Raw genomic sequence first — 16,494 nt, 5'->3', positions numbered from 1 at the left:
AGCGGTTGCTTTGCAAGCATCAGGTCATCGGTTCGATCCCGATAGGCTCCACCATTTCGCAGGAGACGAGACGAGGCAGCAAAGCTGCCGCGCACGTATCCAAGAACGGCCAGCGCCGCAAAGCGCGCCCACAAGGCGCAGCTTAGCTGCGACTGACGGGCCCGCGGGCAACGCACCATCAGCCATAACCTAGAGATGAAGAGAAACGGTTCGCCGTGCGAGAGCACGGTGATTGGGTCGAGACGACCCGTATTTGACATTGTGAATGGGTTTTTTAAAATCGATGCCGTGAGGTGCTCGATTTTGGAGACGAGGATTGCTTCGGCAGTTCGCAGGGCACTTCTGTGCAAGGCGATCTGGACGGGCGGTTCGAGGCTCCAGATATCGACATCATCATAACTAATAATCTGGCTGAGATTATAATCATCCGCACCTGACAAAGGCYAACGCGCACTGCTCTGCCGAGTTGGTGACGTTCTTCGGAACGCACCCAGTGATGTCGTTGGTGGTGTGGACTCTCAAGCGTGAGGTAAGGGCAATTCGTGGATGCCTTGGCACATACAGGCGATGAAGGACGTGGCACGCTGCGATAAGCGTCGGTGAGCTGTGAGCAAGCTTTGACCCGACGATTTCCGAATGGGGAAACCCACCTATCCCGATTAATTCGATCTTAGCGGCAACGCTGGGATGGAGTTAATTAGGTTAGGTATCACTTAGCTGAATACATAGGCTTCGTGAAGCGAACCCGGCGAACTGAAACATCTCAGTAGCTGGAGGAAAAGACATCAACCGAGATTCCGTTAGTAGTGGCGAGCGAACGCGGACCAGGCCAGTGCCTGAATTTCAACTAGTAGAAGTCTCTGGAAAGTGACGCCATAGCGGGTGACAGCCCCGTATACGAAAGTGAGAATTCAGGACTCGAGTAGGGCGGAACACGTGAAATTCTGTCTGAACATGGGGGGACCACCCTCCAAGCCTAAATACTCGTATGTGACCGATAGCGAACTAGTACCGTGAGGGAAAGGTGAAAAGCACCCCGATGAGGGGAGTGAAACAGTACCTGAAACGGATTGCCTACAAGCAGTTGGAGGGCTTTTATGGCCTGACAGCGTACCTCTTGCATAATGGGTCTGTGACTTAATGTATCAAGCAAGCTTAAGCCGATAGGTGTAGGCGCAGCGAAAGCGAGTCTGAATAGGGCGCCAGAGTTTGATGTATTAGACCCGAAACCCGGCGATCTAGGCATGACCAGGATGAAGGTGCAGTAACATGCACTGGAGGTCCGAACCGATTAACGTTGAAAAGTTACCGGATGAGTTGTGTTTAGGGGTGAAAGGCCAATCAAGCCGGGAAATAGCTGGTTCTCCGCGAAAACTATTGAGGTAGTGCCTCGCACGAACACCTTAGGGGGTAGAGCACTGGATGGGCTAGGGGGTCGCGAGATCTACCAAACCTAACCAAACTCCGAATACCTAAGAGTGATATGCGGGAGACAGACGGCGGGTGCTAAGGTCCGTCGTCAAAAGGGAAACAGCCCTGACCTACAGCTAAGGCCCCCAAATCGTATCTAAGTGGGAAAGCATGTGGGACTTCCAAAACAACCAGGAGGTTGGCTTAGAAGCAGCCATCCTTTAAAGAAAGCGTAACAGCTCACTGGTCTAAACAAGAGGTCCTGCGGCGAAGATGTAACGGGGCTCAAGATACGTGCCGAAGCTTAGGGTGTGCCACTTATGTGGTACGCGGTAGCGGAGCGTTCCGTAAGCCTGTGAAGCGATCTGGTAATGGGTCGTGGAGGTATCGGAAGTGCGAATGCAGACATGAGTAGCGATAAAGAGGGTGAGATGCCCTCTCGCCGAAAGACCAAGGGTTCCTGCGCAAGGCTAATCCGCGCAGGGTGAGCCGGCCCCTAAGACGAGCCCGAAGGGGGTAGTCGATGGGAACCACGTTAATATTCGTGGGCCTGGTGGTGTGTGACGGATCATGTGTGTTGTCATCCCTTATCGGATTGGGATGGCTTCGAAATGGTTCCAGGAAATAGCCCCACCGTATAGACCGTACCCGAAACCGACACAGGTGGTCAGGTAGAGTATACCAAGGCGCTTGAGAGAAGTGTCCTGAAGGAACTCGGCAAATTGCCTCCGTACCTTCGGAAGAAGGAGGCCCTCACTATGCGCAAGCACTTTGAGGGGGCACAGGCCAGGGGGTAGCGACTGTTTAGCAAAAACACAGGGCTCTGCTAAGTCGGCTTCAAGACGACGTATAGGGCCTGACGCCTGCCCGGTGCCTGAAGGTTAAGTGGAGGGGTGCAAGCTCTGAAATGAAGCCCAGGTAAACGGCGGCCGTAACTATAACGGTCCTAAGGTAGCGAAATTCCTTGTCGGGTAAGTTCCGACCTGCACGAATGGCGTAACGACTTCCCCACTGTCTCCAGGACATGCTCAGCGAAATTGAATTCTCCGTGAAGATGCGGAGTACCCGCGGTTAGACGGAAAGACCCCGTGCACCTTTACTGCAGCTTCAGAGTGGCATTAGGAAGAAACTGTGTAGCATAGGTGGGAGGCTTTGAAGCATCGGCGCCAGCTGATGTGGAGCCATAGGTGAAATACCACCCTGTTTGTTTCTGATGTCTAACCTCGTTCCGTAAGCCGGAACAGGGACCCTCTGTGGCGGGTAGTTTGACTGGGGCGGTCGCCTCCTAAAGAGTAACGGAGGCGCGCAATGGTGGGCTCAGGACGGTCGGAAACCGTCTGTTAGAGTGCAATGGCATAAGCCCGCCTGACTGCGAGACTGACAAGTCGAGCAGAGACGAAAGTCGGTCATAGTGATCCGGTGGTCCCTCGTGGAAGGGCCATCGCTCAACGGATAAAAGGTACGCCGGGGATAACAGGCTGATAACCCCCAAGAGCTCATATCGACGGGGTTGTTTGGCACCTCGATGTCGGCTCATCACATCCTGGGGCTGGAGCAGGTCCCAAGGGTTTGGCTGTTCGCCAATTAAAGTGGTACGTGAGCTGGGTTCAGAACGTCGCGAGACAGTTTGGTCCCTATCTGCCGTGGGCGTCGAAATTTGAGAGGAGTTGACCCTAGTACGAGAGGACCGGGTTGAACATACCTCTGGTGTACCAGTCGTTCCGCCAGGAGCGCAGCTGGGTAGCTATGTATGGACGGGATAACCGCTGAAAGCATCTAAGCGGGAAGCCTCCCTCGAGATAAGATTTCATAGAGCCGTCGGAGACCACGACGTTGATAGATCGGATGTAGAAGTGCGGTAACGCATGGAGCTAACCGATACTAATTGCTCTATTCGCGCTTGAGAGTCTCACACCATCAATGACAACACTGGGTTCGCCCAGTTAGCCAAGCCAACGATGCGTGCGGATGATTAAGACGACGCCAGATTGCCAATTCCCTCGCCGTCGAGGGATTGGTCACAAATACCACTACACCAGCACTCGTTTTTCCGAGAGGCTGGCTACAAACCATGCACGGTATCGATTTTAAACCCTCAGGCTTCGCCGCAAGGCGAAGCCCGAGGGAACCAGATATGACGCGTACGCATGTCGCACCGGCTCCATTGCCTGGTGGCTATAGCGTCGGTGTCCCACCCGATCCCATTCCGAACTCGGCCGTGAAACCCGACTGCGCCAATGGCGCCAGGCATTGAAGCCCGTGCAACATGTAAACACGCAACATATCCAAAACCCATTCACAAACGTCTTCTACCCAACGCACGCTAGCCGTGCCGTCGCGGGGTGGAGCAGCCCGGTAGCTCGTCAGGCTCATAACCTGAAGGTCACAGGTTCAAATCCTGTCCCCGCAACCATCTTTGACGCCACTCCAAACCTCGTAGCGCAAGCTCCGGGGCTGTCTTCGTTTTTGGCCTCTTTCCTTTCCTTGCGCCCAACCATTCGACGATGGTAGCGAATTTGCCTTAAAGCGTGACGTCGACTTCGCTGCGCTTCGCGCCGGGCGTCAGTGTCGCACGCTCGATGAGCCCGCGAATGGTCTCCGCGGCTTCGTCGCGGTTCAATGCCTCGGCGAGCTTCTCGACCTTTTTGGCGTAGGTTCCGGCGATGTTGGGAGGAATGTCCGGTGTGTCGGCAGAAGTTTCCGCCAATGTCGCCTTCAAGACTTTCTCCAGCGAGCGTGCGGTCCATCAATGTCTCGTTGTAGCGGCCGTTCTCAATGGCATCGACGATGTCTGTCTTAGCTTCCTTGATCTTGGCCAGATTGGTTTTGGCGCGGGTCTTCATTTGCAGGTCGTGATCGGGCCGTTGGCGCACTTGCCCGTACGGTGATCGTTGCAGCGCTGACGTCCCCTACCGTTGCGAGGAACGGCACGCCCGCACCTCCGTACTTCACCCGCCCTGCAGGCAGATGCCTGGGCGGTTTGGCACCGCCGGTTAGCGGATTGTCCGTCAGCTTGAACTTCATGTCGCGCCTGGCGCGGAATCGGACGTGTTGAAGCTTCACGCTGCGCTACCGAGCATCGTCAACAGGCAGTCCTTTCCATTCTTTTCATCGTTTCAATTCTGGGTCCAAGTGAGCCGCATGGGCTAACTGTCGATGAGCATTGGGTCATGAATGGAAAATTGGTGTTTGAGCCAGAGAACGACATTAGTCATGAGACGGCGCGTCATTAGAACAGGTACAGCTTAGTATGCGCCAACTGCATCCGGTAGCCGCGGGGGTCGCGCAGATGAGCGAGTAAGCAAAGGGGGGCGTTAAATCCCCAAGCTGCTCCTTGCTTTCGAGTTCAGCCGTGAAGGCCACTGGTGTGCCCAGCCGAGTCAGGAATGCGGCCGGGGGGTGATAATACGGACGGACAGGGCGGCGAAGGTCTGTCTAATTTCATCCGCCTGCTGCGATAGGACAGAATAATGCTGAAATACGATGTGCTGATAGTCGGAGCTGGGCACGGTGGCGCACAGGCTGCGATCGCTCTCCGCCAAGCGAAGTTTAGCGGCAGCATCGCAATCGTCGGCGCCGAACAGGACCTGCCTTACGAGCGACCGCCGTTGTCGAAGGACTATCTTTCCAGGAAGAAATCCTTCGAACGCCTTTTGATTCGTCCGCCCGCATTCTGGGACGAGCGCGACGTGACGATGCTGCTCGGCCGCGGAGTCGTGTCCGTTAATCCTGCCAAGCATCTCGTCGAGACGGATCGCGACGAGAAACTTGGCTATGGCCTTCTGATCTGGGCGGCTGGCGGCGGGGCACGGCGGATCGGTTGCAGTGGTCATGATCTGGCCGGCGTTCATACCCTGCGAACCCGCGCCGATGCCGATCGGCTGATTGCCGAGTTGCCGAACGTATCTCAGGCAGTCGTTATCGGAGGCGGCTATATCGGGTTGGAGGCAGCGGCGGCACTGACCAAGCTCGGTAAGCATGTCGTGGTGATCGAAGCGCTGGATCGCGTCTTGTCGCGGGTCGCGGGCGAACCGCTATCGCGCTTCTTTGAAAACGAACATCGCGCGAACGATGTCGATCTTCGATTGAACACCGCGGTCGACCGCATCGAGGGAGTCGGAACCGTATCCGGCGTGCGGTTGGCAAATGGAGAGGTCGTATCTGCACAGATGGTGATCGTCGGCATCGGCATCGTGCCTTCGGTTGGTCCGCTGATTGAGGCTGGCGCTGAAGGAGGAAACGGCGTCGCGGTCGACGCGCAATGCCGCACGAGCCTGGCGGACGTCTTCGCAATTGGCGATTGCGCACTGCACGCAAACCGTTTTGCCAACAATTTACTGATACGGCTTGAATCGGTGCAGAACGCTAACGATCAGGCGACGGTAGTGGCAAGGACGATTGTCGGCAACGGCACTCCCTATGATGCGGTGCCGTGGTTCTGGTCCAATCAATACGACCTTAAACTTCAGACTGTCGGTCTCTCCATGGGATGTGACGACTTGGTCGTGCGTGGCGACATGACGACGCGCAGCTTCTCGATCATTTATCTCCGCAAAGGTCGCGTCATTGCCCTCGATTGCGTCAACGCGGTGCGCGATTACGTGCAGGGCAAGCGCTTGGTCACGGAAGGATTGGCAATCGATCGCTGTCTGTTGGCCGACACTGCTATTCCACTGAAGGATTTGAACGCTTCGTAAGGGTGCCGCGATGGAGGCGTCGCGATATGAGCGTCGGCGTGGGTCGGGTGGGCAAAGAGATTCGAACTGTTTCCTAAGGCTGTAGTCGCCCACAAATACTCTGAAAAAGAACCGCTTTTAAAAAAGAGTGCGGCATCTCACCAATGCCGTAAGTCGATAGGACACATAGCTTCTGAAAGAACCCTGTTAAAGGCGCTGGTGCCGGTAAGGCGCGGGCTTGGCTACAACGTGAAGCTCCGCGTGAAGGCGGCCGGAGCGGCGTTGGTCTGGCAAACGTCAAGAGGAGCATGAGCCTGTTCGACGAGAGCGAGATCTAATAAGCGATCCGCCTGAGAGACCCAAGTCGTGAGAGGGCCGTCACCGAGATCGGCATCGTCTCGATCGGCGAGCAGAAAACGCAGGAAATGCTCCGCACCGTGCCGCGATGGGTGCTGATCGCCCGATTCTCGCCGTCAGCAAACCAAGGTCAAACCACTCAGCGTCGCCAAGATCGTCTAGAAGGAAAAGCCCGAACTTGTCATCCTCGGCAAGCAGTCGATCGACGACAACGACCAGACCGGGCAGATACTCGCCGGCCTCCGTAAGTGGGGGCGGGGCACGTTCGCCTCGAGGGACGAGATCGTCTCAGGTTCGGTCAATGTGAGCGCGAAGTCGATGGCAAGGACGAGACGGACACGCTCAAGTTGCCCGCGATCATCGCCACCGATATGACCCCGAAGTCGAAGCCGATGGCGCAGAAGACTCCGGCCGATTTGACGTGGAAGTGACGCCGTGTCTGACTATACTTAAGGTGATCAAGCCGGCCCAGCGCTCGGCCGGGATCAAGGTCGTCGAGTCGAATGGCTGACGCGCCCACACTGCATCCGCGCGCTGGCAGGCGCCGGTTACGACCATGCACGACCGACAATCGCCACTATCTGCGCGACCGCGCCGAGCCGGATATGGCTTGCCTACCTCGCGCATATCGCAACCGGCAAAGCCTGGCTGCGTCTGGCTAGCATGCTCAACCTTGCAGCCCGCAAGATCGTCGGCTGGGCAATGTGCGATCATATGCGGGCCGAACTGCCGCTCTCGGCGCTGATGATGGGAGTACGACGGCAGCGGCTAGCAGCCGGTTTCATCTGCTACCTGGATCGCAGGTTCCCAGTGTGGCCGGCGTCTATGTCGATTGCCTAGCAGTGGTTGAGGCGCCACTATCGATGAGTCGTACCGGCAATTACTACGATACTGGCCTCGATAAAAAGCTTGTTTTGCCTGGCGGACGAATTGGTTCGTCTTCGACTATGGACGGCGCATAACAAGCGTTGTTCGTATATATTTAAGGCTACTACGGCAACGCATGTACTCAGTTTTGCTTGTGTCATGCCCAAGAAAATCGAGCGAAGCATTGCGGCTAACTTAAATGGGTCCGCCGATCCAGAGTAAGATCAGAACGACTGTAAACCTTCCTAATCTTTTAGAAAGGCAGGCCGGTCCATGCTTCCACTACGGTCAGGAAGGTGTTAGCGGAATCTGGCCAATGAGCAGGCGAGCCACTTCTCCGAAGTTCTCTAGACTTTCGCGATACCTTCCTGGCTATCGCTTTCCACTCGGCAGCGTTGTTCGTCAGGTGAACGCCTGTGACAGCTTCGACGTACGGTCGAACACAACGATGCAGCTTTTTTGGCATTACCTTGCGTTGGTGCGAGAGGCCGACATGAGTGGTCCAGTCCATCGCCGCCATCTCGCCCCGCGGGTCGATGATAGTTCACCGTCTTCCTAACTCAGCAACACGGTGTATGGTGGGGCGCTAGGGTGTGGACAGCGGTGCTCTGGTATTGGCGAGGCGTTGATTTGCGTCCTGGGCGAGGTTGTCGCGGTTTTGTTGGAGGGTGTTGGGCGACACGGCTGCGAGGTCGAAGCGGAGTTCGTGCATGTCCATGCCCGAGCGGTAGCCGCCGGGCCAGATGCTGGTCAGTTCGAAGCCGCAATGCTGGAAGAACGGCGAGACCTGCGGCGAGGTGTCGACGGTGACGTAGCGCGTGGATGGCTCGGCGCTGGTGGCGACGTGGAGCAGGCGTTCGAACAGCAACAGCTTGCCGAGGCCCGAGCCATGGTACGTCCGCGCGGCCATGCCCCAGAAGAGTAGCGCCTTGTTGTAATGCTCCCAGATCTCGTAGCCGCCGAACGCGCCGGGGACGCCGTCGACGTCGACCACGAATGCCGGGCCGTCGGGCTCGTCGAGTGTTTCCTCGAGCCATTCGCGGTCACCCGCCCCGAAATATTCGGGGAGGTTCGAGTCGAAGATCGCGAGGACGGCGGCGCGGTCCTTGTCCTCGTAGCGGCGGGTCAGGATTCTGGTCATGGCTGGCTCCACTGCGCGATGGTTTCGATCGCGTCGGTGGTGGAACGGCTCCAGCAGCGCGAAGTGCCTTCGAACGTCGCGGTCGCGTGGATTGGATCGGTGACGATGGTTTCGATCGCCTCGGGGCGGATGCGGCGGGGTTCGCCGATGAGCTTCGCGTGCGCTTCCTTGATCGTCCAGCGGCGGAGCCACGCGGGGGGCTGCGCGGGAGCGGGCAGGTGGCGGAGCGAGGCGGCTTCGATCGGGGTCAGCATGTCCCATAGCGGAGCGTGGTCGTCGATGACCTCGCGGTCGACCGCGATCGGCGCGCGTGCAACGCCGATCAGGGCGTGTGCGCCGCGGCTGGAGAGGCTGAGATACCAGCCTTCCGGGGCGGCAATGATCGGCGCGCCAGCCGGGCTGCGTGTGAGGCGGACATCGACGGAGTCGTCGGCCAGTTTGCGGATCAGCGCGGAGGCCAGGCCCCGCCGGATCGCGCGCGCATCGCCTTGCAGGCCAGCGGCGTACGGTCCGGTCTCGGCAACACTCCATGCGACTGGCGACTGACCGTCCCAGACGAGCGCGTCGAGCGGACCGTCGTGCCAGATCGGCGTCACGTCGCGACGGCGATCCGCGCCGGGCTCCCGTCCCAGCTCGTGCCGTCGGGCAAGGTCTCGCCCTTCATCACCACCGACAGGTCGCCGAGCTGTGCGTCCGCGCCGATCTCCGCGTCGTACAGCACGATCGCGAGCGAGCCGATCGTCGCGCGGTCGCCGACGCGGATCGCACCGACCTTCATCACGCGGTCCTCGAACAGGTGCGTCTGCAGGCCGGCGAAGTCGTTGAGCGCGACGTCGTCGCCGATATCGACCAAATCGTGCTCGGTCAGGTCGGTGGTGTCGATGTAGCAGCGCTTGCCGATCCGCGCGCCCATCAGGCGTAGGTACACGCCGATCCACGGGGTGCCGCGGAGCGGTTCGAGCAAATTGGCGACGGCGAGGTTCTCGTAGGTCGCGGTGACGAGTTCGGTGCGCCAGACGAACGTGCTCCAGAGCGGCGCGGTCGTGACCTTGTAGCGGCCGACGACGAGCCATTTGAGCGCGAGGACGAATATCCCGCAGGCGAGGCAGAAGCCGACGTACAGGAAGGGGAACGTCGTCGCGATCAGCAGCCCGCCGTTATCGAGGTCATCAAGGTCGCCGACCACCGACAGCAGGAGGCTGAAGAACACCAGGAACGCGGTCAGCGACAAGGTGGTTCGAACCGCCTCGATCGACAGACGCGTGGCAATCAGCGCGCGCGACGGATTGAACCGCGCGCCTTCGTCGAACATCGTGTTGACCTGTCGTACCGGCAGCTTGATCGCGGGCGAGCCGAACCAGGTGCTGCCAGCCTCGGTGGCGAGCGCGGGATCGCTCGGTGGCTTCGAGAGGACGCCGACGAGCACCTCGTCGCCGATCTGCGTGCCGCTCGGCAGCAGTGCCGAATTGCCGATGAAGCTGCGGCGGCCGATCTTGGTATGCGCGAGTTCGATCGTGCCGTGGCCGATCCGCGCGGCGCCGAAGATCACCGAGTCCGCGATGAAGCTCTCCTCGCCGATCTCGACGAGGTCCGGCACGATTGCGCTGGCGGTCGAGATTTCGGCGCGACGGCCCACCTTCACGCCAAGTGCGCGGTACCACGGCACCACGTACAGCGTCGCGAAGATCGGGTGGAGCAGGCGCAGCGCGAGGTCGTTGATCTGCTGGACGAACCAGTAGCGGACGTAGAACCCGCTGTTCAGCGCGTAGACCGCGGGCGCGACGCGGCCGAGGATCAGGCGCTTGGCCGCCACCGTCAGCACGCACATCATCACGACATAGGTGACCGCGAGCAGCGGCGCGACCGCGACATAGGCATAGCCGCTGGTCGCCCAGTCGAGCTCGATCAGCGCGATCAGGCCCGGCGCGATCGGCAGGATCGCGACCAGCGGCAGGATCAGCGCGCACAGGAACAGGCCGATCGCCGGCCCGGCGTTGCGCGAGGCTGCGATGGCCGGGCGGCGGGGCGCATCGCCGTCATGCGCGGCGGGCGAGCCTGCCCAGCGCTGGCCGGCGGGGATCGTCGTTTCGGCGGGCAGCGCGGACAAGTCGTCGAGCATCGCATCGTCGCCGAGCGCGGCGTTGCGGCCGACCACCGCCATCGATCCGACGAACGCGCCCTTGCCGAGCTTTACCGTGCCGAGGCGGAGCAATCCGCGCTCGACCGAGCTGGTCGAGAGCACCGACTGGTCGCTGATGATCGCATCGTCGTCGGCGTGGAGCAGGTCGGCGGTATCGATGATCCCGGTGCCGATATGGACGCGCTCGCCGATCTTCGCGCCCATCATCCGGTAATAACCGCGGATCATCGGCGTGCCCGCCAGATACGGCGTCGCGGTCACGCCGATGATCCGGCGGACCAGCCACCAGCGGAAATAGTAGCTGCCCCAGAGCGGGTAATCGCCCGCCTTGAAGCGCCCGACGATCAGCCACTTGAGCGCGATCGACAGGAACATCGACGCGATCGGCACGATCGTGAAGAACAGCCCACTGAGGATAAGCGCGTCGACCCGCGGCATGTTACCGGCGAGATGCGTGTAGGCGAGATAGGGCGAGAACCACTGCAGCCCCGCCAGCGTGTAGATCGGCAGCAGCGCGAGCGTCTGCGCGGCGACGCACAGCCGGCGCTTCCACGGCGCGATATGGTGGAAGCTGCTCTCGTCGAGGATCGCGACGGGCGTGGTGCCGCCAATCCGCAGCGCCAGTGCGCGAATGGTGGGTGCGGCGTAGACGTCCTCAAGCGACAGCCCTTCGAGGCCGCGCACTTTTCGCGCCGCCGAAACGAGCCGTGCGGCCTTCAGCGAATGACCGCCGAGATCCTCGAACAGGTCGTCGAGCACCGATACCGGCTGCGGCGCGAACGCCTCGGCCCAGACGCCGTGCAGGCTTTCCTCCATCGTCGTGGCGGGCGCGACCATCTCGCGGTCCGATGTCACGGTGATCTCGGGCTTGACCAGCGCCTTGCGGTCGACCTTCCCCGAGGCGGGCAGCGTCGGCAGGTGCGACAACAATTGGTAGCCCGCCGGGCGCATGTAATTGGGGAGACGCTCGGCGACGCGGGCCTTGAGGCCGACCATGTCGATCTCCTCCGCCGGACGCGCGATCAGGAACGCGGCGAGGAATTCGGAGCCGTCGTCGTCGGTGAACAGCTGGACGACGGTCTGCGCAACGCCGGGCCATTCACCGATCACCGCCTCGATCTCGGCGAGTTCGACGCGGAAGCCGCGGATCTTCACCTGCGTATCGATCCGCCCGACGAAATCGATGTCGCCAGCGGCGTCGAGCTTTACCAGGTCGCCCGAGCGGTAGATGCGTTCGGGGGCACCGGAAGGCCCGTCGAACGGGGTCATGATGAACTTCTCGGCGGTCAGGTCGGGGCGGTTGACGTAGCCGACGCCGACGCCCGGCCCGCCGATGACGAGTTCGCCTTCCTGGCCGTCCGGGACAGGCTGCATATGCTCGTCGACCACCCAGGCGGTGTAGCCGGGCAGCGGCTTGCCGATCGTGATGCGCTGGCCGGGAAACACCTCGGTCCAGGTCGCGGTCACCGACGTCTCGGTCGGGCCGTAGGTGTTGAGCAACCGCAATCCGGGACGCGCGAGCCGGCGTGGCAGGTCTGCCGGGCACGCTTCGCCGCCCATGTTGAGCAGGCGCAGCGTCGGCACCGGATGCTCGACCAGCGCGATCAGCGAGGGGACGACGTGCCAGATCGTCGTGTTCGCCTCGGCGAGCGCGATCGCCACGTCGGGCCCGCTGGTCGCCAGCGCTTCGGTCGCGACGAGCACGACCGCACCGACGAAGAACGCGCTCCACATCGTCTCGACCGACATATCGAACGCGAGGCTGAACCCGCCGAACACGACGTCGGTCGGGGTGAGATCGAGAATCGCGCTTTCGGAGCGGACCAGATGGCAGGCGTTGCCGTGCGAGATCATCACGCCCTTGGGGCGGCCGGTCGTGCCCGAGGTGTAGATGATGTAGGCGAGGTCCTGCGGATCGCTGAGCGTGACGTCGCGCCCGATCAGTTCGGACGGCTCGGCCGCGAGATCGCCTAGCGCCGCATCGAGTGCGAGCGTTTTCCCCTTCAGGTTGCCGACGCGGCTGGCGACGGTGATCGTCAGCGCGGCCTCGCTGTCCTCGACGATGAAGTCGATGCGGTCCTGCGGATAGCCCCAGTCGACCGGCACATAGGCGGCGCCCGCGCGCAGCACGCCGAGGATCGCCATATACTGGTCGAGCCCGCGCGGCAGGCACAGCACGACACGGTCGCCGCGGCCGATCCCCATCGCGCGCAACCGGTGCGCGAGCGCGAGGCTGCGCGTGGCCAGATCGGTATAGCTCCACTCGGTCTTGCGGTCGTATTCCTCGTCCGCGCCGATCAGCCGCAGCGCGGTCGCGTCGGGATGCGCCGCGCGCGTGGCGTCGAAGATCTCGTGCAGCAGTTCGTCGCGCGCGTAGGGTTCGGCCGGCCGCAGCGCCGGCGCGGGGGCGATCGACGCTGTCCTCGCTCTTGGCATTAGCGTGATATCCGAGGCGCTTGGCGAGGTGTCTGGATGCATCGAAGAGCCTTAGCCTATGTCTCGCGCGGTTTGCTATATGTCAGACACGCCGCGGGGCGTGTCGGGTATCCACGAGGTCCGCTTATGCCGTCGCGGCCGGGACTGCGGCGAGCGCGGGGGACGGGAGCGCCTCCACCGTGGGCCGCGAGAGCAGATAGCCCTGGCAGAGGCGGACGCCGATCTCCCGTAGCGTCTGCAATTCCGCCGCGGTCTCGATCCCCTCGGCGATACAGCGGATGCCGAGGTCCTCGGCCATGCGGACGACGCTCGCGACGATCGTCCGGCGCGAGGCCGAGCGGTCGATCCCGCGGATCAGCGCCATGTCGATCTTCAGCATGTCGGGGCGCAGGTCGGCGAGCAGCCCGAGCCCCGCATAGCCGGCGCCGAAATCGTCGATCGCGGTGGTGAAGCCGCGCGCCTGATACGCCTCGATGATGTGGCGGACATGCGCGACGTCAACCATCTGCTCGTTCTCGGTGAATTCGAACATCAGCCGGCCGGGGTCGAACCCGACGCGGCGGGCCGCCGACAGCGACGCGCGGATGCAGGCGTTCGGCTCGTAGACGGCGTTGGGCATGAAGTTGATCGACAGCTTCGCGTCGCCATCGGCGGCGAAGAGCGACCCCGCGAGTTCGATCGCCTTGACCCGGCACGCCTGGTCGAACTTGTAGATCATGTCGGGCTCGATGCCGGACAGTACTTCGCCCGCCGACTGGCCTTCCGTCCCGCGGACCAGCGCCTCATAGGCGAAGATCGACCCGGTCCGGATATCGACGATCGGCTGGAACGCCATCGTGATCGGGGTCCTGAGCGGCGCGCCCGTCCGGCATCCCTGGCAGGAGGCGAGTGCGGCGACGGGTGCGACGGCGGGGGCGGGGACGGAGGTGGCGGCCGCGGCATCGGCCGGCGTGATCGGTGAATGCATCATGCCCAGTCTTCCAGTTTTCCCATCGCGTTGCGCGGCAGGGCGGGGCCGAAGCGCAAGCTCTTCGGGCGTTCGGGATCGGTCAGGAGAGGCGTGACCAGCTGATCGATGCGGGCCGCGAGCAGCGCGGTATCCTGGTGCTCGGTCGGCACCACGAACGCCTTCAGTCGCCCGTTGACGTGCAGCCGCACCGCGGCGTCGGCGACTCCGTCGACCGACCGCAACACCCGTGCGATGCGCGCCGGCCAGACATTGTGGCCGGCGACCTGGACCGCGCCGTCACGCCGGCCGATCGGCCGCAGCGTGCGTTCGCCGATCCGCTCGATATGGTCGGGCAGGTCGAAACGGCGGCCAGTGCGGTCGACGAGCCGCCAATCGCCTTCGCCGTCGGGGAGCAACTGCCAGCGCGGCAGCAGATCGTACGCGGGCGCGGTCGACGTGGTGGGGGCGTCGCGCAGCGCGATGCCGCCCGTCTCCGAGGCGCCATAGATATCGGCCAGTCGCGACAGCCCGGCGGCCAGCAGCCCCGTCGCGACGTCGTCATCGAGCGGTCCGCCCGAGCTGACGCCGACGACATCCTCGGGAAACCGACGGATCAGACGCCGCAGCGCCTGCCACTGGTCGGGTACCGCGACGACGAGGTCCCCCGCGGCGAGGCCCAGCGGCGTGCCGATCGTGCGTACGACGACGGGTACGCCCAGCGCATCGGGAAGCAAGCCGGTCCAGACGATCCCGTACAGATGATGCGCCGGCACCAGCGCGACCACCCGACGGCGGCCTGCGAACCGGCCTGCGAAAAATGCAGCTTCGTCGAGCAGGTCGGCGACGGCATGGACGCAGGGGCGCGGGTGGCCGGTCGACCCCGACGTGACGACCGTCATCCGGCCATCGCCCGCGGTGTGCGCGTGCAGGATCCAGTCTACCCACGCGCCGACGGTGCGCGGCGGATCGTCGCTCAGCACGCTGTCGTCGAGCTCGAACGCCTCGGCCAGCGCCCCCAGCGCGCCGAGCTGTTCCATCGAGTCCAGCCCGAGCCCCGCGTCGTCGATCGGCGTCGAGTCGAGCCAGTGGCCGGGCGCGATTGGCCGGGAGTCGGTATCGCGCAGGCGGCGCAGTTCGGCGGCGACGACCGCACAGGCGATGCGGTGCGCCGCAGCGCGCTGCAACCCGCGCTGCAAGCCACCCTGCAATCGGGGCATCGTCACGCGGCGCAGGCCTGGCGATGGCAGACCTGATTCCGTCCGGCATGCTTGGCGGCGTAGAGACGCTTGTCGGCGAGCGCGATGAGCGCGTCGATCGACCCGTCGGCCTCGTCCAGCGTCGCGCACCCCAGGCTGGCGGTGACGGTCAAAGGCCCGCTCGGCGTTTCGACTTCGAGCGCAGCGATCGTCGTGCGCATCTGTTCGGCGAGCAGCACCGCCTGGTCCTTGGCATAGCGCGGCAGGAGGACGCCGAACTCCTCGCCGCCCAACCGCGCGAAAATCCCGCGCGGCGGCAGCAGCAGCTTGCAGGCGTCGGCGACGCGGCACAGCAGCGTGTCGCCGACCGGGTGGCCATAGGTATCGTTGACCGTCTTGAAGTGATCGAGATCCATCACGACCAGCGACAGCGACTGCCGCAATTCGCGCCAGTGGGTCAGCTCGCGCTCCATCACCTGGCCGAAATAGCGCCGGTTCGATGCGCCGGTCAGATGGTCGCAGGTCAGCAGCCGGCGCATGTCCTCGGCGGCCTCGCCACCACGCGGCACGTCGCGCAGCACGACCGAGAAACCGGACGGGCGCAAATCGTCTGGGCCGGACCGGGCGACGACGAGGCGCTGGCACCAATAGCGCTCGCCGTCGGCGCGCTGCTGCCAGCCCTCCTGCAGATGCCATCCCTCGCGCGTGGCGATCACCAGCTGCTCGTCGAGCCGCAGGTCGCCACCGGGCGCATCGGTATTCAGGATATCGGTGAGATCGCGGCCGATCACGTCGGCGGCCGGATGCCCGGTCTGGCGCGTGAAGCAGGCATCGGCGGACTCGATCCGGCCGTCCGGCGTGATCGTCAGCGCAGCATAGTCGTTGACGCCGTCGAGCATCGTCGCGAACCAGGTGTTCGCCTGGCGCAGGCGCTCCTCCTGGACGACCTGCTGGCTGATATCCGCCAACGTCGCCATCAGCCGGTTCGCGCCCAGCTTGACCAGCGTACACGCGAGCACCTTGGCCGGCGCGGCGTGCCGACGCGCGCCGAGGTCAACGAAGATGCGGTGACCGTCGCAGATCCGCCCCGTCGCGGGCGCAAAGGCGGCGACGATGCTGCGCAACTCCGGCGCGTGCTGTTCGAACGCCGCGAACAGGTTGCCGGGATCGCGCGGCCCCGCGAGCGGCAGCAGGTGCTGCATCGCGTGCGGGTTCATCATCCCGATCTCGCCGGTGGCGTCGCATTCGATCAGCCCGACCGGGCAGGCATACAGGAATTCGAGAAGCTGTTCCTCGCTGGACGTGTCGCTCATGATCGCGGT

General features: G+C 62.7%; 8 protein-coding genes, 2 tRNA genes, 1 rRNA gene, 1 pseudogene and 1 other annotated feature (1 of these 13 running past the window's edge). Of the genes and pseudogenes, 5 read left to right on the top strand and 7 right to left on the bottom strand.

The genetic code is table 11. The annotated features are described in order from the left end of the window. The 3 genes from ASF09_RS09010 to ASF09_RS09000 all read left to right on the top strand — a co-directional run. Positions 1–54, top strand: a tRNA-Ala gene (locus tag ASF09_RS09010) (it extends 22 nt beyond the left edge of the window). A 465-nt stretch (positions 55–519) separates the two neighbouring features. Next, positions 520–3,315 (top strand): 23S ribosomal RNA (locus ASF09_RS09005). A 262-nt stretch (positions 3,316–3,577) separates the two neighbouring features. Further along, positions 3,578–3,659: a sequence feature (5S ribosomal RNA rRNA prediction is too short), on the top strand. An 87-nt stretch (positions 3,660–3,746) separates the two neighbouring features. Beyond that, a tRNA-Met gene (locus ASF09_RS09000) sits at positions 3,747–3,823 on the top strand. A gap of 108 nt (positions 3,824–3,931) precedes the next feature. Here the strand turns inward: ASF09_RS09000 and ASF09_RS08995 are convergent. Continuing rightward, positions 3,932–4,129 carry a hypothetical protein gene (locus ASF09_RS08995; protein WP_060525917.1) on the bottom strand — a complete coding sequence of 66 codons (198 nt, stop codon included), beginning with the start codon at positions 4,127–4,129 and terminating at the stop codon, positions 3,932–3,934. A gap of 751 nt (positions 4,130–4,880) precedes the next feature. On the opposite strand from ASF09_RS08995, the gene ASF09_RS08990 reads away from it, so the two are divergent. Both ASF09_RS08990 and ASF09_RS20950 read left to right on the top strand, forming a co-directional pair. Next, positions 4,881–6,107 (top strand): NAD(P)/FAD-dependent oxidoreductase, encoded by a 1,227-nt coding sequence (locus tag ASF09_RS08990; protein ID WP_060525916.1) that lies wholly within the window; start codon positions 4,881–4,883, stop codon positions 6,105–6,107. Between the two features lie 183 nt (positions 6,108–6,290). Beyond that, positions 6,291–6,954: pseudogene (locus tag ASF09_RS20950) on the top strand (electron transfer flavoprotein subunit beta/FixA family protein). 942 nt (positions 6,955–7,896) lie between these two features. Here the strand turns inward: ASF09_RS20950 and ASF09_RS08980 are convergent. From ASF09_RS08980 to ASF09_RS08955, 6 genes are all read right to left on the bottom strand, one after another. Next, the gene (locus ASF09_RS08980; protein ID WP_156359299.1) at positions 7,897–8,451 is read right to left on the bottom strand and encodes a GNAT family N-acetyltransferase; all 555 of its coding nucleotides are present in this window, start codon (positions 8,449–8,451) and stop codon (positions 7,897–7,899) included. After that, positions 8,448–9,047 (bottom strand): 4'-phosphopantetheinyl transferase family protein, encoded by a 600-nt coding sequence (locus ASF09_RS08975; RefSeq protein WP_060525915.1) that lies wholly within the window; start codon positions 9,045–9,047, stop codon positions 8,448–8,450. The genes ASF09_RS08980 and ASF09_RS08975 overlap by 4 nt, the downstream gene beginning before the upstream one ends. Continuing rightward, the gene (locus tag ASF09_RS08970; protein WP_200912554.1) at positions 9,044–13,027 is read right to left on the bottom strand and encodes a Pls/PosA family non-ribosomal peptide synthetase; all 3,984 of its coding nucleotides are present in this window, start codon (positions 13,025–13,027) and stop codon (positions 9,044–9,046) included. Before ASF09_RS08970 ends, ASF09_RS08975 begins: the two co-directional genes overlap by 4 nt. Before the next feature lie 124 nt (positions 13,028–13,151). Further along, positions 13,152–13,997, bottom strand: coding sequence for an EAL domain-containing protein (locus ASF09_RS08965; protein ID WP_327196564.1), 846 nt, complete (start codon positions 13,995–13,997; stop codon positions 13,152–13,154). Then, positions 13,994–15,193, bottom strand: a complete 1,200-nt coding sequence (locus ASF09_RS08960) for an AMP-binding protein (RefSeq protein WP_235529802.1) — start codon at positions 15,191–15,193, stop codon at positions 13,994–13,996. The genes ASF09_RS08965 and ASF09_RS08960 overlap by 4 nt, the downstream gene beginning before the upstream one ends. 2 nt (positions 15,194–15,195) lie before the next feature. Continuing rightward, complete coding sequence (locus ASF09_RS08955; protein ID WP_060525912.1) at positions 15,196–16,485, bottom strand: sensor domain-containing diguanylate cyclase; 1,290 nt, start codon at positions 16,483–16,485, stop codon at positions 15,196–15,198. Positions 16,486–16,494 lie beyond the last annotated feature (9 nt).

Origin of the sequence: Sphingomonas sp. Leaf242, from assembly GCF_001422045.1 — a bacterium.
Taxonomy (GTDB): Bacteria; Pseudomonadota; Alphaproteobacteria; order Sphingomonadales; family Sphingomonadaceae; genus Sphingomonas.
The sequence above is the reverse complement of the archived record's forward strand: the minus strand, read 5'-3'. Positions and strand labels throughout refer to the sequence as shown.

What these genes read in the sequence shown, in the direction of transcription:
- ASF09_RS08990 (WP_060525916.1), top strand. Translation starts at nt 4,881, where the DNA reads ATGCTGAAATACGATGTGCTGATAGTCGGAGCTGGGCACGGTGGCGCA.
- ASF09_RS08980 (WP_156359299.1), bottom strand. Translation starts at nt 8,451, where the DNA reads ATGACCAGAATCCTGACCCGCCGCTACGAGGACAAGGACCGCGCCGCC.
- ASF09_RS08970 (WP_200912554.1), bottom strand. Translation starts at nt 13,027, where the DNA reads ATGCCAAGAGCGAGGACAGCGTCGATCGCCCCCGCGCCGGCGCTGCGG.
- ASF09_RS08965 (WP_327196564.1), bottom strand. Translation starts at nt 13,997, where the DNA reads ATGATGCATTCACCGATCACGCCGGCCGATGCCGCGGCCGCCACCTCC.
- ASF09_RS08960 (WP_235529802.1), bottom strand. Translation starts at nt 15,193, where the DNA reads ATGCCCCGATTGCAGGGTGGCTTGCAGCGCGGGTTGCAGCGCGCTGCG.
- ASF09_RS08955 (WP_060525912.1), bottom strand. Translation starts at nt 16,485, where the DNA reads ATGAGCGACACGTCCAGCGAGGAACAGCTTCTCGAATTCCTGTATGCC.